At 63.2% G+C, this 22,027-nt stretch carries 18 protein-coding genes; 7 read left to right on the top strand and 11 right to left on the bottom strand.

Features of this window, described 5'->3' with window-relative positions; translation table 11 throughout:
• Positions 1-28: 28 nt before the first annotated feature.
• From BN32_RS05310 to pcsA, 3 genes are all read right to left on the bottom strand, one after another.
• Positions 29-1,003, bottom strand: a complete 975-nt coding sequence (locus BN32_RS05310) for a quinone oxidoreductase family protein (protein ID WP_019197085.1) — start codon at positions 1,001-1,003, stop codon at positions 29-31.
• A gap of 235 nt (positions 1,004-1,238) precedes the next feature.
• Positions 1,239-1,976, bottom strand: a complete 738-nt coding sequence (locus BN32_RS05305; protein ID WP_019197084.1) for a TerC family protein — start codon at positions 1,974-1,976, stop codon at positions 1,239-1,241.
• Positions 1,973-2,707 (bottom strand): phosphatidylcholine synthase, encoded by a 735-nt coding sequence (gene pcsA / locus BN32_RS05300; protein ID WP_019197083.1) that lies wholly within the window; start codon positions 2,705-2,707, stop codon positions 1,973-1,975. The genes BN32_RS05305 and pcsA overlap by 4 nt, the downstream gene beginning before the upstream one ends.
• A 156-nt stretch (positions 2,708-2,863) precedes the next feature.
• Between pcsA and BN32_RS05295 the strand changes: the two genes are divergently transcribed.
• Entirely contained in the window at positions 2,864-4,054 is a 1,191-nt protein-coding gene (locus BN32_RS05295; RefSeq protein ID WP_019197082.1) for a UbiH/UbiF family hydroxylase, read from the top strand.
• 26 nt (positions 4,055-4,080) lie between these two features.
• Here the strand turns inward: BN32_RS05295 and BN32_RS05290 are convergent, their stop codons facing one another.
• Both BN32_RS05290 and BN32_RS05285 read right to left on the bottom strand, forming a co-directional pair.
• Positions 4,081-4,302, bottom strand: coding sequence for a hypothetical protein (locus BN32_RS05290; protein WP_019197081.1), 222 nt, complete (start codon positions 4,300-4,302; stop codon positions 4,081-4,083).
• A gap of 284 nt (positions 4,303-4,586) precedes the next feature.
• Positions 4,587-5,540: an AEC family transporter gene (locus BN32_RS05285; protein WP_019197080.1), complete on the bottom strand. Its 954-nt coding sequence runs from the start codon at positions 5,538-5,540 to the stop codon at positions 4,587-4,589.
• A gap of 126 nt (positions 5,541-5,666) precedes the next feature.
• Here BN32_RS05285 and hspQ point away from each other — a divergent pair, with 126 nt between their 5' ends.
• Positions 5,667-5,999 carry a heat shock protein HspQ gene (hspQ, locus tag BN32_RS05280; protein WP_019197079.1) on the top strand — a complete coding sequence of 111 codons (333 nt, stop codon included), beginning with the start codon at positions 5,667-5,669 and terminating at the stop codon, positions 5,997-5,999.
• Positions 6,000-6,158: 159 nt separating this feature from the next.
• Here hspQ and BN32_RS05275 read toward each other — a convergent pair whose 3' ends face one another.
• Both BN32_RS05275 and BN32_RS05270 read right to left on the bottom strand, forming a co-directional pair.
• Positions 6,159-6,359 carry a hypothetical protein gene (locus BN32_RS05275; protein WP_040426017.1) on the bottom strand — a complete coding sequence of 67 codons (201 nt, stop codon included), beginning with the start codon at positions 6,357-6,359 and terminating at the stop codon, positions 6,159-6,161.
• A gap of 149 nt (positions 6,360-6,508) precedes the next feature.
• A complete protein-coding gene (locus tag BN32_RS05270) occupies positions 6,509-7,306 on the bottom strand; it encodes an invasion associated locus B family protein (protein WP_019197077.1) in 798 nt (265 codons plus the stop codon).
• A gap of 409 nt (positions 7,307-7,715) precedes the next feature.
• On the opposite strand from BN32_RS05270, the gene BN32_RS05265 reads away from it, so the two are divergent.
• The 4 genes from BN32_RS05265 to BN32_RS05250 all read left to right on the top strand — a co-directional run bounded on the left by BN32_RS05265 (position 7,716) and on the right by BN32_RS05250 (position 12,810).
• Complete coding sequence (locus tag BN32_RS05265) at positions 7,716-9,443, top strand: extracellular solute-binding protein (RefSeq protein WP_019197076.1); 1,728 nt, start codon at positions 7,716-7,718, stop codon at positions 9,441-9,443.
• A 15-nt stretch (positions 9,444-9,458) separates the two neighbouring features.
• Positions 9,459-10,982, top strand: a complete 1,524-nt coding sequence (locus BN32_RS05260; RefSeq protein ID WP_019197075.1) for an AMP-binding protein — start codon at positions 9,459-9,461, stop codon at positions 10,980-10,982.
• Positions 10,983-11,091: 109 nt separating this feature from the next.
• Positions 11,092-12,336, top strand: a complete 1,245-nt coding sequence (locus BN32_RS05255; RefSeq protein ID WP_019197074.1) for a hypothetical protein — start codon at positions 11,092-11,094, stop codon at positions 12,334-12,336.
• Positions 12,337-12,420: 84 nt separating this feature from the next.
• On the top strand, positions 12,421-12,810 hold the full coding sequence (locus tag BN32_RS05250; RefSeq protein WP_019197073.1) for a PRC-barrel domain-containing protein: 390 nt from the start codon (positions 12,421-12,423) through the stop codon (positions 12,808-12,810).
• Between the two features lie 219 nt (positions 12,811-13,029).
• Here the strand turns inward: BN32_RS05250 and mfd are convergent, their stop codons facing one another.
• Positions 13,030-16,545 carry a transcription-repair coupling factor gene (mfd, locus tag BN32_RS05245; protein WP_019197072.1) on the bottom strand — a complete coding sequence of 1,172 codons (3,516 nt, stop codon included), beginning with the start codon at positions 16,543-16,545 and terminating at the stop codon, positions 13,030-13,032.
• Complete coding sequence (locus BN32_RS05240) at positions 16,542-16,832, bottom strand: FAD assembly factor SdhE (protein ID WP_040426016.1); 291 nt, start codon at positions 16,830-16,832, stop codon at positions 16,542-16,544. Before BN32_RS05240 ends, mfd begins: the two co-directional genes overlap by 4 nt.
• Before the next feature lie 305 nt (positions 16,833-17,137).
• On the opposite strand from BN32_RS05240, the gene recG reads away from it, so the two are divergent.
• Positions 17,138-19,246, top strand: a complete 2,109-nt coding sequence (gene recG / locus BN32_RS05230; protein WP_019197069.1) for an ATP-dependent DNA helicase RecG — start codon at positions 17,138-17,140, stop codon at positions 19,244-19,246.
• Here recG and BN32_RS05225 read toward each other — a convergent pair.
• On the bottom strand, positions 19,243-20,019 hold the full coding sequence (locus tag BN32_RS05225; protein WP_019197068.1) for a DUF502 domain-containing protein: 777 nt from the start codon (positions 20,017-20,019) through the stop codon (positions 19,243-19,245). The genes recG and BN32_RS05225 overlap by 4 nt on opposite strands.
• A gap of 121 nt (positions 20,020-20,140) precedes the next feature.
• A complete protein-coding gene (gene glmS, locus BN32_RS05220) occupies positions 20,141-21,967 on the bottom strand; it encodes a glutamine--fructose-6-phosphate transaminase (isomerizing) (RefSeq protein ID WP_019197067.1) in 1,827 nt (608 codons plus the stop codon).
• Between the last annotated feature and the right edge of the window lie 60 nt (positions 21,968-22,027).

The following is a 22,027-nucleotide window of genomic DNA, read 5'->3' as shown; positions in this document are numbered from 1 at the left end:
CGCTATGCTCCTCGCAATGACGGTGAATTCACGGCTTCAGAATTCCTGATCCTGTCGTTGCGCGGCTTTCGAGATCGCGATGCGCCTTCTGCGCATCCTTCAGCGCATAGGCATGGTTGATCGGCACATGCAGCGTGCCGCTGATGACGGCGGCGAACAGCGTGTCCGCCCCTTCCATCAGTTCCTTGCGCGTCCCGACATAGTCGTTGAGCTTCGGCCGCGTCGCAAACAGCGAGCCGTGGTTGTTCAGCTCCGCGATCGAGAACGGCGGCACCGGCCCCGACGCATTGCCGAACGACACGAACAGTCCGCGCGGCCTGAGCGACTTCAGCGATCCCGCGAACGTGTCCTTGCCGACGCCGTCATAGACCACATCGCACAGCTCTCCGCGGCTGATCTGCTTGACGCGTTCGGCGAAATCTTCCTGCTTGTAGAGAATGACGTGGTCGCAGCCGTTGGACAGCGCCAGCTTCGCCTTCTCCTCTGTGCCGACGGTACCGATGACGTTGGCACCGAGCGCCTTGGCCCACTGGCACGCCAGCAAACCGATGCCGCCGGCTGCGGCATGGATCAGCACACGGTGGCCGGGCTCGACCTTGAAGGTCTTGTGCAGCAGATACCACACCGTCAGCCCCTTGAGCATCAGCACAGCGGCCTGCTCGTGGGAGATGTGGTCGGGCAGCTTCACCAGCTTGTCGGCGGGAATATTGCGCTCGGTCGCGTAGCCGCCGAGATTGAAATAGTAAGCCACCCGGTCGCCGGGATGGAAATTGGTCACGCCGGAGCCGACGGAAACCACCTCACCTGACGCTTCGTTGCCGACGATGAACGGCAGGCTCGGCGCCTTGTACAGACCGGTGCGATAGTAGGTATCGATGAAGTTCAATCCGATGGCGTGCTGACGGATGCGCACCTCGCCGGCGCCGGGCGCGGGCACGTCGACATCCTCATAAATCATCACTTCCGGACCGCCCACCTGATGGACGCGCACAGCCTTGGTCATGGTTTCTCCGAGCCTTTTTCTTAAGCGACCTGAGCCGGGAGCGAAGTCCATCGGCGGCGAATTGTCAACGCGGACCAAAGCCGCGCCGCGCTATTCACGCGTCATTCCGGGGCGCGAGCGCGTGCGAGCGAACCCGGAATCTCGAAGTTGTTTCCGATGGACTCTTCGGATTCCGGATCAGTCCGCTGCGCGGCCTGTCCGGAATGACGTGTCGAGGAGCAAGACCCGCGCCTCGCTAAGCCTCTGCACTCTTCGTCCGCTTCTTGCGATTGCGCTTGGCGAGAATGTTGAAAAACTCCACCGACGCCGAGAAGCAGATTGCGACATAGATGAAGGCGCGCGGAATGTGGAAGTGGAATCCATCCGCGACCAGCGCCACGCCGATCAGCACCAGGAACGCCAGCGCCAGCATCTTGGTGGTGGGATGCTCGGCGACGAACGCTGCGACCGGCCCTGACGACAGGTACATCACGCCGACGGCGATAACGACCGCGGCGATCATGATTTCGATCTCCTGCACCATGCCGATGGCGGTGATGATGGAGTCGATCGAGAATACGAGATCGATCACGATGATCTGCATGATCACCCAGAAGAACGCACTCGGAGTCGCCCTGGCCTGTTCGTCGTGGTCCCGCGCCTCGACCTCGGCGTGAATTTCGTGAGTGGCCTTGGCGATCAGGAACAAACCGCCGACGATGAGGATGATGTCGCGCCATGACAGCGCGAACTTGGCGATGGTGATGACCGGCTGGGTCAGGCCGATCAGCCAGACCAGGATGCTCAACAGCGCAATCCGGAACACCAGCGCCAGTGCGAGGCCGATCTTGCGCGCCTTCTCGGCCTGCGCGGGCGGAATGCGCGACACGATCACCGACAGGAAGATCACGTTGTCGATGCCTAGCACGATTTCGAGCGCCGTCAAGGTCAGCAGCGCGGCCCAGGCTTCCGGACTTGTCAGTAGTTCCATCATGGGCGTTTCCCGCTTATCAACCGGATCAGGACATCACTCAGAAGAATATACCCGCCGATCGCGCAGAGTCCGGCAGAGACCCATACCGGCACCTGAAAATTGGCGCCGACCGCGATCATCGCCAGGATCGCCCAGACCACCATCAGCGCGATATTCATCATCCGGAACCGTGTGGTGCGCAGCGGATGCATCACGTTGAACGGCACGAAGGTGAGCGCGACGAGAACGGCGAGCACGATACTGCCGACCGCCGCCGGAGGCTTCAGCAGGAACAGGTAGAACGCCGCTGCATTCCACAGCGCCGGAAAACCGCGAAAATGATTGTCGTCGGTCTTCATCCGCCGGTCGGAAAAATACAGCGCGCCGGAAATGACAATCGCGCCGCCGAGCAGCGGCGCGGCCATCGGAATCAGCAGGCCGCTGGCGGTTATCGCATAGGCCGGTACGAACACATAGGTGAGGAAATCGACCACGAGATCGAGCGTGTCGCCGGACCAGTTCGGCAGCACATCGCCGACCTTGAGCCGCCGCGCCAGCGGCCCGTCGAGGGCGTCGATCAGGAGCGCCAGTCCGAGCCAGCCGAACATCGCGGCCCAGTGCTCCCTGACCGCTTCCAGCATGGCGATCAGCGCGATCGCGCCGCCCAGCGCCGTGAAGATATGGACGCCAAAGGCGCGGAGGCGCGTTCTGGCGGGAAACTGGGGCTGGTCCTGCGGGCCGGGCTCACTCATATGCACCCGTCACTAACAGGATTCCCTTCGTTTTGCATATCCGGCTTTGCTGCTGTCCGTTGTGACGAAGTGCCACCAGATTTGCCTCAAATGCCGGTCAGGATGACAACCGGAAATCCATTGTGACACCGGAAAATTCCGATCATAGATACCCGCATGACTGACTCCGCTTCGTCCCTCCATCAGGCCGCCGTCGTGGGCGGCGGGCCCGCCGGGCTCGCCACGGCCATCGCGCTGGCACAGGCCGGCATCGGCACCGCCCTGATCGCCCGCCGCGCGCCCTACGCCGACAACCGGACCACGGCTCTGCTTGGCGGATCGGTGGACTTTCTGCACTCGCTCGATGTCTGGCCGCGGTGCAGCGCCGACGCGGCCGCGCTGCGCACGATGCGGCTGGTGGATGACACCCGCCGCCTGATCCGCTCGCCTGAGGTCAAGTTCTCGTCCGACGAGATCGGCATGGAGGCGTTCGGCTACAACATCGAGAACCGCCTCCTGATGGTCGCGATGGAAGCGCGCGCCGCCGAATTGCAAAACCTCGTGCGCATCGATGATGAAGCGGAGTCGATCGTCACCAGCGAGTCGTCGGTCGCGATCACCACGAAGCAAGGCCAGTCGCTCTCAGCCGCCATCGTCGCCGGCGCGGATGGACGGCATTCCCTGTGCCGGGAAGCCGCGGGTATCGGCGTGAAGCGCCGAGACCTCGGCCAATCGGCATTGACGTTGAACGTGACGCACACCCGCCCGCATGGAAACTGCTCGACCGAATTTCACACAGAGTCCGGTCCCTGCGTGTTCGTGCCCCTGCCCGGCGAGCGTTCGAGCATCGTCTGGGTGTTGAAACCGGACGAAGCCGCGCGGTTGAAGAACCTCAACGACGAGGCGCTCGCCCTCGCCGCCGAGCAGCAATCGCATTCGATCCTCGGCAAGCTGACCATTGCGCCCGGCCGTCACGTGTTTCCGCTGGCGATAGAAAATCCCGACCATCTGGCGGCCAAACGCATCGCGCTGGTCGGTGAAGCCGCGCATGTGCTCCCGCCAATCGGTGCGCAGGGGCTGAACATGGGCCTGCGCGATGCCGCCGATCTCGCGGAAACCGTGCGCGGCGCGTTGTCGACGGGCGCCGATCCCGGCGACGACGCCGTGCTGCAGCGCTATGCGCGCATGCGCCGTGCTGATGTGTTCAGCCGCACTTTCGCGGTGGACATGGCGAACCGCACACTGCTCAGCGATTTCCTGCCCGCGCAGTCGCTCCGGGCTGCGGGAATGCACTTGCTGGACCGGGTTGGGCCGATCCGCCGCCTTGCGATGCGCGAAGGCTTATCGCCGTCGTGGCGCGGGCGATAGCACGTCTCGATGCGTGAGGTATCGGCTCACCGAACCGGAACCAGATGAACGCGATCAATCGTCCCGCCGCTGGCGGCAAAGCTCTTGGTTGCCGCGTCAATCAAGGCATCGACCTTGGCGACATCGAAAGCAGGATCGGCAGCATTCAGTTCAAGGTCGGTCTCGACAACCAGCACCGTTTCCACGCCGTCCCTGTCGATTTCAATCGTCGTCCAGATATTCTTTGCATTGGGATGATTAACCGTCATCGGAAATACTCCCTGCTGTTTGCCAAACATATCACAGCTTGCAGCAGGAGTACGGGAGCCGGTTAGCCCGGCAATCGTGGCAGTCGATGCGCAAACGCTGCCGCTCTCAACATCCCTTGCAGATGCTTTTTACCTTCTTGTCGACGTCGCGATCCTGTTTGTCGACCTGAGGGGTCGCCGGTCCCTGTCGCAGCCGCCCCGTCGTGCCCGATCCTGACGGCGCTGCCGTGCGTGCTGTTTTACATCTTCGGCGTGATGGGCTTCACAATCTTTCGAGCGTGACCTCACGGAAACACGATCACACCCGTCTTGATCATCCACATCACGCTGGTCAGCGTCACCACCGACACGAACGTGCCGACCAGCACCAGCGTCGATGCGGGTTCGATCCAGGTGTCGTACTGACGCGCGATCACGAACACGTTGAGCGCAGGCGGCAGTGACGCCAGCAGCAGCGCGGTCGCAGCCCATACCGGCGGAAACGGTCCGAGCAGCAACAGCAGACCGACCACGATCAGCGGGTGCAGGATCAGCTTGACCATGATGACGCCCGGCACTTCCCACGGCACCCGCTCGAACGGACGCAGCGCCACGGTGACGCCGAGCGCGAACAGCGCGACCGGCGCCGCCGCGCTTTGCAGAAACTGGAACATGTTGTCCAGCGCAACCGGCACCGGCACATGGAAGGCTGCGACCATCACGCCGAAATAGGACGCGACGATCAGCGGGTGCAGCAGGATCTGTTTCGCGACCAGCAGGATCGTCGGCAGCAGCGGACGGCGCTCGCCATCGGTCAGCACCATGAGCAGCGGCGCGATCGTGAACAGGAAGATGGTATCGAAGCAGAAGATCAGCGCGACCGGCGCGGTTGCCTTCGCGCCCAGCGTCGCCAGCGCGAGCCCCGGCCCCATGTAGCCGATGTTGCCGTAGCCGCCGCCGAGGCCTGCCATCGCGGACTCGCGGGTCGACAGCTTCGCGATGAACTTCACGCCGAACATCGACAGGAAGAACGCACTCGCGGTCGCGAGCGTCGTGGCGATCACAAATGGCGGATTGTTCAGTTCCTCAAGTGGCGTCTTTGCAAGCGTTCTAAAGAACAGAGCCGGCAGCGAGACGTAGAGCAGGAAGAAATTCATCCATTCCAGCCCGGCTTCAGGCAGCCTTTTATACTTTCCGCAAGCATAGCCGATGAAGATCAGCCCGAAATACGGGAGGGCGAGATTCAAAATATCGATCATCGGGATATGTACTCGAAATTTCCTTGCGGATTGCCGGATTGACCCTGCCGCAGGGGAGCCCCCCACCCGGCCAATTCAGGGTTTAGCCCCTAGCATCGGCCACAATCATGGTCTATTCGACGGAGGATGATAAAAGCGCGCACCGCCAAGTTTCAGATCGGCCAGATCGTCCGCCACCGGATTTTCTCTTTCCGCGGGGTGATCTACGATATCGATCCGGAATTCAACAACACCGAGGAATGGTGGTTGTCGATTCCCGAGGAAATGCGGCCCCACAAAGACCAGCCGTTCTATCACCTGCTGGCCGAGAATTCCGAGTCTGAATACGTCGCGTACGTTTCGGAACAGAACCTGCTGCCCGATGACTCCGGCGAACCGATCCGCCACTCGCAGGTCGCCGAGATTTTCGTCAAGGACAAGTCCGGCAGCTATCGCCCGCGCAATCCGTCGCTGAACTGATCCCGCTTCCGATCATCCCATCCTGAACTATCCACCGTCATTCCGGGCGCGAGCGTTTGCGAGCGAACCCGGAATCTCGCAGTTGCTTCCGATGAACTCTTCGGGGATTCCGGATCAGTCCGCTGCGCGGAGCCTGTCCGGAATGACGCCGTGTTTGCCCTATCCCCGCTTGCGGCCGTCCCGCTCCTGGACCAGCGCCTCAAGCTCCTCGGTCTGCTGCGCGATGCGATCCGCGTTGCGCTCCTCGTTCTGGCCGCCGGACACCGCCGCCGCCTGCTCGATCAGTTGCCGGATGTTGTCCCGCACGATGGCGATGCGGTTTTCGAGTTCGGGCAGCGAGAGTGCACTGTAATCGGCCATGACGAGATGTCTCCTTGCGGCAGGCTTGGGACGTCGCGGCGTATCGGGCCGCCTGTCGATCATAGCATAGAGCCGATTTTGCTTCGCTTGATGCAAAACAAAAAAGGCGCGCATTGCTGCGCGCCCTTTTGTTTGCCGGCGGGGATGCGTTACTTCGCGGCCGGATTGGCCGGCGGAGCCGCGTTTTCCAGCTTCTGGCGGGCTTCCGCCGCGCGCTTCTGAAGCTCTTCCTGCAGTTTCTTCTGCGACTCTTCGAAAACCTTCGGGTCGGTCGGCGGGCCGTCATAGGCCTTGGCAAATTCGGCGAGCGGAAGCGCCAACGTCAACGGCGCGCCGTTGGCGTTGATCGCCTGCACGACGAGGTTCTGGCCCTTCTTCATCTGGCCGAGCATGTCGGGGGTCACTTCGTAGTCGGACATACAGCCGTTGGCGAAGCAGATCACGTACGGGCTCTGCAGCGGCGCGTTGGCGTCGACGATGATGCGGGTGCCATGAACGAGCTGCATGCCGAGCGGCAGGGTGACGCGAAGAAGCTTCTTCGGCTCGCCTTCCGGCTCGATGATGACGGCGGCGACGACGGGCTGGCCGGATTCAATGCGGCCGTCCTTGCCGGTGAAGCACACCTGCTTGGCGTTGGCGTCCTGGCCCTTCATGCAGAACTTGGTCCAGGGCTGATAGATCAGCTGGACCTGCTGGTCGGCCGGAGGCTGCTGCGCAGCGCCCGCGGCAGGAGCCTGCTGGGCAGCAGGAGCCGGCGCCTTCGGCGCGGCCTTCGGAGCGGCGGGAGCCTTTGGCGCAGCCTTCGGAGCCGGAGCGCCAGGTGCTGGCGCGGGGGTCTGCGCATGTGCGCCGGAAACGGCCGCTGCAGCCAAAAAAGCGCCAGCGGTCAAAGCGGCGAACACCCGGCCGCGCGGCGAGGCCTGCGCGGCCAAGATACGGAAATTCATTGTGGAAAACCCTTTCTGAACCTTAACGCCCGCTCCCGCTCGGGGCCCGGATGCCTGTTTGTTCGGCGGCTGTCTCGGAGCCAATTGAGGCGGATACGTGACAGTCCGCGCAGCCTTCCTCGAATAGCCCGCCTTCAATACAACGGCGGACGAAAAGATCAATGCCAGCAGTGATATTTGCGGGTCGCAACCCGCAATATCGGGTCTCATCGTGGTAAATTTTGGCGTGAAGTCCACCGAATCAAACGCCGTGCCACGCCCGTTGCGCCGCAGCGACCGGGCGGCTGCGTGGAAACATTGCTGCGTGGCCCTCGCATGGTCCAGTTTGGTCTGGTCTGGCCTGGCGGCATCGCAAGTCGCGGCTCAACCGGCCGCTTCTCCATCCCCCGTCCAATCTCACGGCATCGCCATGCATGGCGCGCCGGCCCTGCCCGCCAGTTTCGCCCATATGCCTTACGTCAATCCGGACGCGCCGAAAGGCGGCCGGATCATCTTCGGGCTGCTGGGCACCTTCGACAGCCTGAATCCGTTCATCGTCAAGGGCATCGCGGTCCAGCAGATCCGCGGCTACGTGGTCGAAAGCCTGTTGGCGCGCGGCAACGACGAGCCTTTCACGCTCTACGGCCTGCTGGCGCAAACCATCGAAACCGACAGCGCCCGGACCTTCGTGACGTTCCGGCTCAACCCGCTGGCAAAATTTTCCGACGGTAAGCGGGTGCTGGCGGATGACGTGCTGTTTTCGTGGCAGCTGATGCGCGATAAGGGCCGTCCCAATCACCGGTTGTACTACGCCAAGGTCGAAAAAGCCGAGGCGCTGGACGAACGCACGGTGCGGTTCGATTTCGGCGGGGCCAACGACCGCGAGCTGCCGCTGATCCTCGGCCTGATGCCGATCTTTCCCAAACACGCCGTCGATGTGGCGACGTTCGAAGACACCTCCCTGACCGGCCCGATCGGCTCCGGCCCCTACCGGGTCAATGGCGTCCGCGCGGGCGCCAGTGTGACGCTGACGCGCAACCCCGATTACTGGGGCCGCGACCTGCCGGTGAACCGGGGCCAATGGAACTTCGATGAGGTGCGGCTGGATTACTACCGTGAGGCCAACGGCGCGTTCGAGGCGTTCAAGCGCGGCCTCTACGATTTCCGCATCGAGAACGAACCGCTGCGCTGGCATGAGGGTTACGACTTCGCGGCTGTTCGCAGCGGCGAGGTGATCCGCGACGAGATCAAGCCCGGCACGCCGCAGCCGTCGGAGTATCTGGTGTTCAACACGCGCCGTCCTGTGTTCGCGGACATCCGCGTGCGGCAGGCGCTGACGCTGCTGTTCGACTTCGAATGGATCAACCGCAACTACTTCTTCGGTCTGTATGGACGGTCGGCGGGGTACTTCGCGGGCTCGGACCTGTCCGCCTACACGCGCCCGGCGGACGCGCGCGAAAAAACGCTGCTCGCGCCCTTTGCTGCAAGTATCCGTCCCGACATCATGGACGGCAGCTATCGCCTGCCGGTCACCGACGCCTCGGGCCGCGACCGCGCCTCGCTGCGCGACGCGCTCGCGCTGCTGGCACAGGCTGGTTACCAGCTCGACGGCACGGTGCTGCGGCAGAAAGCCAGCCGGACGCCGCTCACCTTTGAAATTCTGGTCACCACCCGCGATCAGGAACGCATCGCGCTGGCTTATCAGCGTGATCTCAAGCGCGCCGGAATCACGGCATCGGTGCGCGCGGTCGATGGCGTCCAGTTCGACCAGCGCAGGCTCTCCTTCGAATTCGACATGATCCAGAATCGCTGGGATCAGTCGCTATCGCCGGGCAATGAACAGGCCTTCTACTGGGGCAGCGCCGCGGCCGACAATCAAGGCACCCGCAATTACATGGGCGCGAAGTCCCCCGCCATCGATGCAATGATCGCGGCTCTTCTCGAGGCGCACGAACGAACCGACTTTGTTCCCGCGGTGCGTGCGCTGGACCGGGCGCTGATCGCCGGCTTCTACGCAATTCCGATTTATAACGTCCGGCAGCAATGGATCGCACGGTGGAATCGGATAGAACGGCCTAAGGCCACTGCGCTCACCGGCTACCTGCCGGAAACGTGGTGGTACAAGCCGGGTATCAAGCCGGCATCAGTGAAGCCGTGACATGTGAGCGACACTTTGCAGACCGCGCCATCCTCAGCAGCGACATCATCCGGTACAGCGCTGACGCTCGACGATCTGTTTCGCCGCACGGTGTTGCGCCAGCCGGATGCAATCGCGCTGATCGATCCGCCGAACAAGCAGCGCGTCACCGGCGATATGCCCCAACAGCTGACTTTCGCGCAGGCCGATCAGGCCATCTCAGGCATCGCCGCGCGCTTCGTCGAGGCGGGATTGCCGCCGGGCTCGATCATCGCCGTGCAGATGCCGAACACCATCGAGTTCGTGGTGACGGTGATGGCTGCGCTCCGCGCCGGGCTGGTGGTGGCGCTGCTGCCGCAACTCTGGCGGCAGTCGGAATTGACGATCGCGCTCAACCGCGTCGGCGCACGGGCAATTGCCGGCATGAGCCGCATCGAGGTTGTCGATCACGGCGAACTTACGCTCCATGCAGCGGCGGAAGCGTTTTCCATCCGGCAGGTTTTCGGGTTCGGCAAGGATCTGCCCGAAGGCATGACGCCGCTGGAAATTGCAACCAGCGGCATGAACGGCTGGCTATCCCCCGCGCTGCCGGATGCGCGCAGACCGGCAATCATTTCGTTCGACGTGACGCCGGATGGTTTTCGCGCGATCCCGCGCAACCACCTTCAGCTCATTTCCGGCGGCATCTCGATCTTTCTTGAAGCCGGACTGCCGCAGGGTGCACGGCTGCTGTCGTCAATCGCACCGGCCTCGTTCGCGGGTTTCACGTCGTCCGTGGTGACCTGGCTGCTGAGCGGCGGATCGCTGGCGCTGCATCATCCGGCCGATCTGCAGGTTCTTGAACAGCAGATCATCGACGATCATCACGACACGCTGATCGTGCCCGGTCCGCTGGCGCTCCGGCTGGCCGAGAGCGGGACGCTGGCGCGGCCGCAAGTCGCGATCAGGCACGTTATCGGTCTGTGGCGCACGCCGGATCGCGTGACCGCGAGCAACGACTGGCAGGACACCGGCACGACGCTCACCGACATCTATCTGTTCGGCGAGATCGGGCTGTTCGGCGCACGCAGGTCGCCGGACGGCTCGACCGCACCGATTACGCCGGGCCCGTTCGCCGCACCGCGCGGAGCAGCAAGTTCGAAGACCATCGGTGAGATCATCGTGACGCCGAAAGCCACGCTCGCGCTGCGCGGCGCGATGGTGCCTGTTGCAGCCTATCGCGCCTCATCCGAGGGTTCTCTCGCGGAAACGCCCGTCGTCGATTACGTCGACACCGGTTACGCCGCGCACGTCGATCGCGCCACAGGCGCCATCGGCATTACCGCTCCGCCTGTCGGGATCGTCGGTGTCGGCGGCTACCGTTTCCTGTCGCAGGATCTTGATGCATGGGCAAAGCGGTTGACAGCCGGCGCCATGCTGACCGCGTTGCCAGATCAGCTCAACGGCTTCCGCCTCGCCGGACGCGCCGGTGACAACAGCCGCGCCCGCGAGGCGCTGGGCGAATTGGGACTCAATCCGCTGATGGTGGACGCATTTCGCGACCGTTCCAGCGGAACCTGACCCCGTCATTTCATCGATTGCATTGACCTGCCATTAAGAGCCGCGGCGTAAGGTTTCGCGCAACGCCGACACGTTCGGCAAACCGCGTTTCTCAAGAGTTTGCAGCACCATGTCGCAGCAAGGCCCGATCGTCATTGTCTCAAATCGGGAAGGCCACGCGCTTTCGGGCGCGATCACGCAGGTCAAGGCGTTTCCACTGGTGGATGTCGGCTGGTCGGACGCCATGGATGCCGTTGCGCGGCTGCGGCCCGCAGCAGTGATCGCAGCCGATCTCGACGGTCACGAGGACATGCTGGCGGATCTCGCGGAACGCACCGCCCGCATCGAACCCTACCTGCCGCTGATCGCCCTCGACCCCGGCACAGTTTTGCCGCGAAATGTTCTTCCTTTCACCCAGGCAGGCCGAAGCCCCGAACGCCTTGTCAGCCGGCTCAACGCCGCGCTGCGCGTTCGCGCGCTGCACGCCACCCTGCTCCGCCGCCTGTCCAACGATCGCCGCACGTCCACGCGCATGCCGACGAGCGATCCGATCGACGACGCAACGGTCTTGTTGCTGGGACGCGGCGGCGCGTATCCGGCCCTGTCGGTTGCACTTGGCGAACAAATGGGCGTGGTCGGCGCACTCAGCATCGAAGCCGCCGCCAAGCACCTCAATGCGCGCGAACTCGACGGCATTATCGTCGGAGACGGTTTCACGCCGCGCGTGCTGGACGCCTTTCTGACCGTCCTCTCGGAGGATTCCCGGTTCCGCAATCTTCCCGTCGTGGTGCGAAGCCTGTCCGGGCTGGTGGCCGACTACGATCTGCCGAACCTCGAAGTCGCCGATACCGATCCGCCAATGCTTGCGGCTCATGCCGTTCCGCTGATCAGGCAGCAGGCGTTCGAGTCCCGCATCGGCCGCGCCCTGAAGTCGATCGATGTGGGCGGACTGCTCGATCCGCGAACCGGGCTGCTGAACGAAGACGCCTTCAGCCGCGACTTCGAAACCGCCGTGACGGAAACCCAGACCCGTGGCGCGGGATTGTCCGTCGCCCGTATCACCTTCGCCCAAGGTTCGATCTCCGAGCGGATGCGCCTCGACGCTGCGCGCATTCTCAGCCGCCTGATGCGGCGGATGGATTTCGCGACGCTCGATGAATACGGCGCGATCGTTATCGTGTTCGCCGAGGCCGACCTGCGCAACGCGCACGCCATCGCGCGGCGGCTCACCAGCGTGCTGAGACACACGATGTACAGCACCAAGGGCGACCAGCGGCTCGATCCGCAGGTCACGGTCGCGACGCTGAAGCCGGGAGATACAGCATCTGCGATTCTCCGGCGGCTTCACTCCGAAGGACATCGGGTGGCGTCGTAAGCCACGCTTACACTTGCAATATTGCCCGGAACAATCGCTCCAGCTTCGCATTGGTGAGCCTCTTGTCGAATTTGGAGGATTACCATGAAGAAGTTTGCACTCATCGCCGCGTCGCTGGCTGTGCTCGCCAGTCCCGCTCTCGCCCAGACCAGCGGAACCGCTCCCGCTGAAGCCAAGTTCTCGACCGTCGCGAAGGACGAGATGTTCAGCTCCAAGCTCAAGGGCCTGAACGTCTACAATCAGAAGGATGAAAAGGTCGGCGAAATCACCGATCTCGCCATCGGCAAGGGCGAACAGATCCAGGCCATGATCCTGTCGGTCGGCGGATTCCTCGGCATGGGCGAACACTATGTCGCCGTGTCTCCGTCGTCCGTTCGGGTCAGCTACAACAAGGACAAGGACACCTGGTCCGCGAAAATGAACACGACCAAGGAGGCGCTGAAGGCCGCGCCTGAGTTCAAGTATCCGAAGTAACGGTTCTACCCAAAATCGCTCTTCGTCATTGCGAGGAGCGTAAGCGACGAAGCAATCCAGCCTTGGTCGTGGAAGCTCTGGATTGCTTCGCTTCGCTCGCAATGACGGCTTCCATAAACCCGCTCGTCCCCGCGCAAGCGGGGACCCGGGGCCGGCTTTCCGAATACGATGACTGGATTCCCGCTTGCGCGGGAATGAGCGGGCGGAGCCAATGCGACTTCACGCCGCCTTCTTGCCCTCTGCCAGATTGGCAAGATCGCGCAGGATCGTGGTCGTGCCTTCGACGCGCTCCTCGGGCGTGCTCCATTCCTGGAAGAACACCACCTTCATATCGGGACGCACCTTCGCGGCCTGCCCGTGCTGACGGATGAAGTAAACCAGCTTCTCCGGCTGCGCGAACGAGTTGTCGCGGAACGTAATGACCGCGCCCTTCGGCCCGGCATCGACCTTCTCGATGTTGGCGCGGCGGCAATACGACTTGATCGCCGCGATCTGGAACAGGTAACGCACCTCGTCCGGCAACGGTCCGAAGCGGTCGCGCAACTCCGCGCCGAAGTTCTCAATCTCGTCGCCGGTGTCGAGATCTGCAAGGCGGCGATAGAGCGACAGCCGGATCGAGAGATCCTGCACGTAGTCTTCCGGAATGAGGACCGGCATGCCAAGGGTGATCTGCGGCGACCAGCGGTCTGCGACCGGCTCGGAGATGCCGGCTTTGAGCGACAGGATCGCCTCCTCCAGCATCGATTGATACAGCTCGAATCCGACTTCCTTGATATGGCCCGATTGTTCCTCGCCGAGCAGATTGCCCGCGCCGCGAATGTCGAGATCGTGCGATGCCAGCTGGAAGCCCGCGCCGAGGTTTTCCAGCGACTGCAGCACTTTCAGGCGGCGCTCGGCCTGCGCGGTGATCTTGTGCGTGGACGGCAGCGTGAACAGCGCATAGGCGCGCAGCTTCGAGCGGCCGACACGGCCACGCAACTGATAGAGCTGCGCGAGACCGAACATGTCGGCGCGATGCACGATCAGCGTGTTCGCCGACGGAATGTCGAGACCGGATTCCACAATCGTGGTCGAGAGCAGCACATCGTACTTGCCGTCGTAGAACGCCGACATGATGTCCTCGATCACCGTCGGCGGCATCTGGCCGTGCGCGACCGCGACTTTCATCTCGGGCACGTGCTTGTCGAGAAAATCCTTGGCCTCGGCGAGGTACTCGATACGCGGACACACATAGAACGCCTGACCGCCACGGTACCGCTCGCGCAGCAGCGCTTCGCGGATCATCAGCGCATCATGCGGCGCGATGAAGGTGCGCACCGCGAGGCGATCGACCGGCGGCGACGCGATGATCGACAGTTCGCGCACCCCCGTCAGCGCCAGTTGCAGCGTGCGCGGGATCGGCGTCGCCGACAGCGTCAGCACATGAACCTCGGCGCGCAACTGCTTCAGCCGCTCCTTGTGGGAGACGCCGAAGTGCTGCTCCTCGTCCACAATCAGGAGGCCAAGGTCCTTGAACTTGATGCTCTTGCCCAGCAGCGCGTGGGTGCCGACGATAATGTCGATCTTGCCGTCGCCGAGGTCCTTCTTGACCTGCGTCATCTGCTTCGGCGCGACCAGGCGCGAGGCCTGCGCCACGTTCACGGGGAAACCCTTGAAGCGTTCGGTAAAGGTCTTGGTGTGCTGCCGCGCCAGCAGCGTGGTCGGCACCACGACAGCGACCTGCTTGCCGTCCAGCGCCACGGCAAACGCCGCGCGCAACGCGACTTCCGTCTTGCCGAAGCCGACGTCACCGCAGACCAGCCGGTCCATCGGACGCCCGGCGTCGAGGTCATGCAGCGCCGAATTGATCGCGCCGAGTTGGTCTTCAGTTTCCTCGTAAGGAAAGCGCGCGCAGAATTCGTCGTAGGTGCCCTGATGCACCGGAAACTTCGGCGCGACATGGACATGCCGCTCCGCGGCGATCTTGATCAGGTCGCCCGCGATCTCGCGAATGCGGTTCTTGAGCTTGGCCTTGCGCGCCTGCCAACCGCCGCCGCCCAGGCGATCCAGTTCAACATTGGTCTGGTCGGAGCCGTAGCGCGACAGCAGTTCGATGTTTTCGACCGGCAGAAACAGCTTGGTGTCATTGGCGTAATGCAGTTCAAGGCAGTCGTGCGGCGCGCCGCCGACCTGCAAGGTCTGCAAGCCCACGAACCGCCCGATTCCGTGCTCGACATGCACCACCAGATCGCCGGTGGCGAGACTGGTGACTTCCGAGATGAAGTTCTCGAGCTTGCGGGTCGCCTTGCGCGGACGCACCAGACGGTCGCCGAGAATGTCCTGCTCGGTGATCAGCGCGATGGTCTCGGTCTCAAAGCCGGATTCAAGGCCGACCACGGCCAGCATGGTCTCGTTGCGCGGCGTCGCCTGCACCGCGCGCCAGGAATTGACGCTGGTGGTGTTGAGCAGCTTGTGGTCCTTGAGCATGCTCGCCATGCGGTCGCGCGAACCCTCGGACCACAGCGCGACGACGACTTTCTTGCGCGCGGCCTGCAGGCCGTTGATATGCGCCACCACGCCTTCGAACACGTTGACGTTGGTGTCTCCGCGCTCAGGCGCGAAGTCGCGCCCCTGCCGCGCATCGATGTCAACGACGCCCTCGCCCTCAGGCAGGGCAAACGGTGTCAGCCGCGCCAGCGAACTGTCGGAAAGCAGCGAGGCCCATTCGGTGTCGGTGAGATACAGCCGGTCCGGCGGCAGCGGCTTGTAGATCGCGCCGCCGCCCGGCGTGTCCATCACCTCGCGCCGCGCCTCATAGTAATCGTTGATCTGGGTGAAGCGTTCGCGCGCGGCATCCTCGGCCAGCGGCTCCATCACGATGGGCGCAGCGCCGAGATAGTCGAACAGCGTGTCCATCCGCTCCTGAAACAGCGGCAGCCAGTGCTCCATGCCGGGATGGCGGCGGCCTTCGCTGACCGCCTCATACAGCATATCGTCGCGGTCCGGAGCGCCGAACGTCGCGACATAGCCCATGCGGAAGCGTTTGATGGTCTCCGTCACCAGCTGGAATTCCGACACCGGTACGAGATCGAGCCCGCGCATGTCGTGCAGCGTGCGCTGCGATTCCGCATCGAACGTACGGATCGATTCCAGTGTGTCGCCGAAGAAATCGAATCTGACCGGCTGATCGAGCCCGGCCGGATACAGATCGAGGATGCCGCCGCGCACCGCGTATTCGCCCGGCTCGCGCACGGTCGAGGTGCGGTTGTAGCCGTTGTGCTCAAGCCACGCCGCGATGTTGTCCATCGCCACGCGATGTCCGGGCGCAACCGACAGCGCCTGCGCCGCCACCACGTCACGCGCGGGCACGCGCTGAACGATGGCATTGACCGTGGTCAGCACGATCAACGGCTTCTCGCTGCCCTGAAGGCGCGACAGTTTCGCCAGCGTGGTCAGGCGCTGCGCCAGGATACCGCCATGGGGCGACACGCGGTCATAGGGCTGACAGTCCCACGCCGGGAACTGCATCACCGGCAAATCCGGCGCGAAGAATTCCAGTGCACGCGCCAGCTGCGCCATGCGCGGTCCGTCGCGGCAAACCACGGCGAGGCTGATGGCGGGTGGGTTCGGCTTGGCCGCGACCGCGCGCGCCATGTCCGATACGACAAGCGCCTCCGCGCCCTCGGCGACGTTGGACAGCGTCAGCACGTGGCCGGGGCGAAGCAGTTGGGCTGGAGATCGAACAGGCGACTTCATGAACGGTGGCTCGCATCCAGAAAATGCTTGATGCGGATAAAAATACCATCCTGGTAGGGAGACACGAGCGGCTGGGCGCCGCTGAACGCCGCGTAAAGGTCAGGGTCCGGCAATTCCATCAGGCTTTCGAGATCGGCCATCTCGGCGTCGGACAGCGCTGCGATATTCGCATCGGCAAAGCCCCCGAGGATCAGGTCCATTTCGCGTGTCCCGCGATGCCAGCAGCGGAACAGCAGGCGCTTGCGTCTGTCGTCGAGGCCATCGCTCGATCGTGTCGTTCCCGTCATGTCCGTCACTTTCTCCAACGCAAAAAGCCCGGACCAGTGGCCCGATTCCAAGATTCGCATCCCGTTTCAGCCGGCATGTTTGCGAATGTTGGAATCAACGGGCCACTGGCAAATATAGTGTTGAAATGGATTTGAACTGGACATTCGCGTTACATATCCGCGGCCGTAAGATCGCGAATGTCCAGTTCAATCCATTCGCCGGGAGGGCTGATATAGCCATCATGACTGCCGATGTCAGCATTTCTCTGTCCTTGCATTCGGGATATGCAAAAGCAGCAGCAAGTTTCCACCTTGAGTCGATCTGAATGCGCCCTTCCCTGCTCAATCCGCTGTTCGCGCCCGTCACGAGCCTGTCCGGCGTCGGGCCGAAGCAGGACAAGCTGTTTCGCTATCTGCTTGACCGCAGCGAGACGCCGCGTCTGGTCGATTTGCTGCTGCATCTGCCGACGAATGTGATCGACCGCCGCACGCGGCCGACGATCGCCGAAGCCGTTCCCGGAACCGTGGTGACGCTGGAGGTGACCATCGACCGTCACCGGCCGGCGCCTCCGGGCCGCTCGCGTGCGCCTCACCTCGTCTACGCCAGCGACGAAACCGGCGACGTAGTCCTCACCTATTTTCGCGCCAAACCGGAGTACATCGAGAAGCTGCTGCCGAAGGGCGAGAAGCGTTTTGTCTCGGGCACCGCGCAGATGTTCGACGGCACCTTGCAGATCGTGCATCCCGACCGCGTGGTCGACGAGGAAGGTCTCGCCAAGTTGCCGCAGATCGACACGGTCTATCCGCTGACCGAAGGCCTCGCCATCGGTTCGATCCGCCGCGCCATGGCGCAGGCGCTGCAAAAGCTCCCGGCCTTGCCCGAATGGATCAGCCCTGAAGTCCTGCGGCGCTGTTCGTTCCCGCCCATCGCCGAAGCATTGCACCGGGTCCACGAACCAGTCGAACTCACCGACATCCTGCCGCAAAATCCGTTCTGGTCACGGCTGGCATTCGACGAACTGTTGGCCGGCCAACTGGCGTTGGCGCTGGTGCGCGCGCAACTGCGCCGTCCCGCCGGTGTGCGCAATGCGGGCGACGGACATCTGCGCCACAAGATCATCGACGCACTGCCCTACGCGCTGACTGCATCGCAGCAGGACGCGGCAAAGGCCATCGCCAGCGATCTCAATCAACCGGTCCGCATGTTACGCCTGCTGCAAGGCGACGTCGGATCGGGCAAGACCGTCGTGGCGCTGCTGGCGGCAGCCGCTGTCGCGGAGACCGGCAAGCAGGCGGCACTGATGGCGCCGACGGAAATCCTCGCGCGTCAGCACATCAAGACCATCACGCCGCTGGCGGAGCGTTCCGGAATGCGCGTCGCCATTCTCACCGGCCGCGAGAAAGGCAAGGAGCGCCGCGACATCATCACGCGCCTCGCGGACGGCGAGATCGATCTTCTGGTCGGCACCCATGCGCTGATCCAGGACGATGTGATCTTCAAGGCGCTGGCGCTCGCCGTCGTGGACGAACAACACCGCTTCGGCGTGCGTGAGCGTCTCGCGCTGACCGAGAAAGGCGACGCCGTCGATGTGCTGGTGCTGAGCGCCACACCGATCCCGCGCACGCTGGTGCTCACGTACTTCGGCGACATGGATATTTCGGAGTTGCGTGAAAAGCCCGCGGGCCGCCAGCCGATCGACACCCGCGCGGTCGCCGACAGCCGCACCGGAGAGATCATCGACGCGGTCGGCCGCGCCATCGAGAGCGGCAAGCTGGTCTACTGGATTTGCCCGCTGGTGGAGGAATCCGAAGCCGAGGGTATCGAACACCTGACCAACGCGACAAAACGTTTCGAGATTTTTCAGAAACGTTTCGGCGACCGCGTCGGCCTTGTTCACGGCCAGATGAAGGGCCCCGAAAAGGATCGCGTCATGGCGCAGTTCGCCGCCGGCGAGATTCAGGTGCTGGTGGCGACAACGGTGGTCGAGGTCGGTGTCGATGTCCCCGCTGCTTCCATCATGGTGATCGAGAACGCCGAGCGCTTCGGCCTCGCCCAGTTGCATCAGTTGCGCGGGCGCATCGGCCGGGGTTCTGAGGCCTCGACATGCCTCCTGCTCTATCACGAGCCCCTGACCGAAATGTCCGCCGCGCGGCTGAAGGTGATCCGCGAAACCACCGACGGCTTTCGCATCGCCGAGGAGGATTTACGTTTGCGCGGCGAAGGCGAAGTGCTCGGCACCCGCCAGAGCGGCCTGCCCGGCTATCGCATCGCGCGGCCCGAGGTCCACGCCCAGCTCATCGCGCAGGCCCGCGACGAAGCGGTGCGGATCATGCAGGACAATCCGAAGCTCAACGGCGAACGTGGCGAAGCGCTGCGTTGCCTGCTCTATCTGTATGAGCGGGACGAGGCGTTGCCGCTGATTGGTGCGGGTTAGTCCACCTTCGCCGGGTCCGGCGTCTGCGACGCGGTCGCGACGCGTGCGGCATTGGCCATCTCGGCCAGCGCGTTGACTTTCTTCTGCGCGTCGCCGCCGGGCTGCACAACACCTGCCGACATGATCAGCGTCGCCGCAGCGTCCGTGCTCATATCGACCTCGATGATTTTGCTCTTGGGCACGTAGAAGAAGAATCCCGTGGTCGGGTTAGGTGCACACGGCAGGAAGACCGAAATGAATTCTTCCTTGCCCGGGAGACCTGACGCGATCTCGACGCTCGGCGGCTGAGAGATCAGAACGATCGACCACATGCCCGGCGACGGAAATTCCACGAGCCCCACCTTGCGGAAGCTCGATCCGTTGCCGGAGAACAGCGTCTCGAACACCTGCTTGAGGCCGCGATAGATCGCGCGCACCACCGGCATACGGCCAAGCAGGTTTTCGCCGAAATCAACCAGCGTTCGGCCAATAAGGTTTGCCGCCAGAAATCCCAGCATCGTCAGCGCAAAGAAGGCGACGATCAGGCCATAGCCTGGAAGCCCGAACGGCAGGTAGGTTTCGGGACGATAGGCGATCGGCACGAACGGACGCACGATGCCGTCCACCCAGGTCACGAACCACCAGATCAGGTAGATCGTAATCGCGATGGGACCGGCAATAATCAGACCGGTCAGAAAATAGCGGCGCAGCCGCGCCATCGCGCCGCGCGGGGCGTCCGGCGACGGAACAGGCGGCAAACCGCCGGGGATCATGTTGGGCGTGGTCTCATTCATCGTAGAACCGAACCATCCTCACGCGAAATGTTAGAACAGCATCGCAAATTATTGCGACACCACTGTATCAGACTTTTCGGGGCGCGGACCGTCCGCACTGCGACCGTTTGTCTGCCTGCGGCTACTCAACAGTCACAGATTTGGCGAGGTTCCGCGGCTGGTCGACGTCGGTGCCCATTACGACCGCCGTATGATAGGCCAGCAGTTGCACCGGGATTGCATAGACCAGCGGGGTCACCGTAGCCGGCATGTCCGGCAGGATAATGGTCACCAGTGACTCGACGGTGGCTTCCTTGGCCCCCTGCGCGTCGGTCATCAGAATGATACGCCCGCCACGCGCGGCGACTTCCTGCATGTTCGACACCGTCTTCTCGAACACGCGATCATGGGGCGCGATCACGACGACCGGCATCGTCTCATCGATCAGCGCGATCGGTCCATGCTTGAGTTCGCCGGCCGCGTAGCCTTCGGCGTGGATGTAGGAGATTTCCTTCAGCTTCAGCGCGCCTTCCAGCGCCAGCGGATAATTGGTGCCACGGCCGAGATAGAGGACGTCCTTGCTCTTTGCGATGTCGCGGGCGAGCTTCTCGATCTGGGGTTCGAGTGCGAGCGCCTGCGTCATCAGGCGTGGCACCTCGATAAGACCATGCACGAGTTTCGTCTCGTCGGTCTCTGAGAGTTCGCCGCGCGCCCTGCCCGCCGCGATGGCGATAGCCGCCAGCGCCGCAAGCTGGCATGTGAATGCCTTGGTCGAAGCGACGCCGATTTCAGGTCCGGCCAGCGTCGGCAGCGCGGTCTCGCTTTCGCGCGCGATGGTCGACGTCGGGACGTTGACGACGGAGATGGTGTGCAGGCCCTGCGACTTGGCGTAGCGCAGCGCCGCCAGCGTATCGGCGGTTTCGCCGGATTGCGAAATGAAGATCGCGAGGTCACCCTTGCGCAGCGGCGCTTCGCGATAACGAAACTCCGACGCGACATCGAGTTCGACCGGCAGACGCGCCAATCGCTCGAACCAGTATTTTGCGACGAAGCCCGCATAGCTCGCGGTGCCGCAGGCCGTGATCGACACGCGCTGAATGTCTTTGAAGTCGAACGGCAGCTTGACCGGCATCGCCACCTTCTCGGTGGCCATGTCCACGTAGTGCGCCAGTGTATGACCGACAACTTCAGGCTGCTCGTGGATTTCCTTCGCCATGAAGTGGCGGTAGTTCGCCTTGTCCACCAGCGACGTCGCGGTGTTGTGCTTGATAATCTCGCGTTCGACGACGGCGTTCTTGTCGTCGTACACAGTGGCTTCGTTCCGAGACAGCACAACCCAGTCGCCGTCATCGAGATAGCTGATGGTGTCGGTGAACGGCCCGAGCGCGATGGCGTCGGAGCCGAGATACATTTCGCCGTCGCCATAACCGACCGCCAGCGGCGCCCCCTTGCGGGCGCCGATCATCAAGTTCTCTTCGCCCCTGAAAATGAAGGCCAGTGCGAACGCGCCGTGCAGCTGCGGCAGTGTTGCCTTCACCGCCTCGGCGGGAGACAGGCCCTTGGCAAGATACGAATTCACGAGATGCGCGACAACCTCGGTGTCGGTCTCGCTGGAGAACGTCACGCCCTGTGTTTCGAGCTGCGTGCGCAGGTCGCGGAAATTTTCGATAATGCCGTTATGGACGACAGCGACGTTGTCGGTCGCATGAGGATGCGCGTTGTTTTCCGTCGGCTTGCCGTGGGTGGCCCAGCGCGTGTGGCCGATACCAATATGCCCGCCGAGCGGCGAGGACTTCAGTACGGCTTCCAGGTTTTTCAGCTTGCCCTTAGCGCGGCGGCGATCGAGCAGCACGCCTTCGAGCGTCGCGACGCCAGCCGAGTCATAACCGCGATACTCAAGACGCTTGAGCGAGTCGACCAGTTGCTCGGCGACCGGTCCCCGTCCGAGAATTCCTACAATTCCGCACATGCGGTTCGATGTCTCCAGCCCGCCCCAATGCGGCCTTATGTACCGAGGAATAACACGGTT

Origin of the sequence: Afipia birgiae 34632, assembly GCF_000308295.2 — a bacterium.
Taxonomy (GTDB): Bacteria; Pseudomonadota; Alphaproteobacteria; order Rhizobiales; family Xanthobacteraceae; genus Afipia; species Afipia birgiae.
Note: the sequence above shows the minus strand (reverse complement) of the source record. Positions and strands in the feature narration are given on the sequence as shown.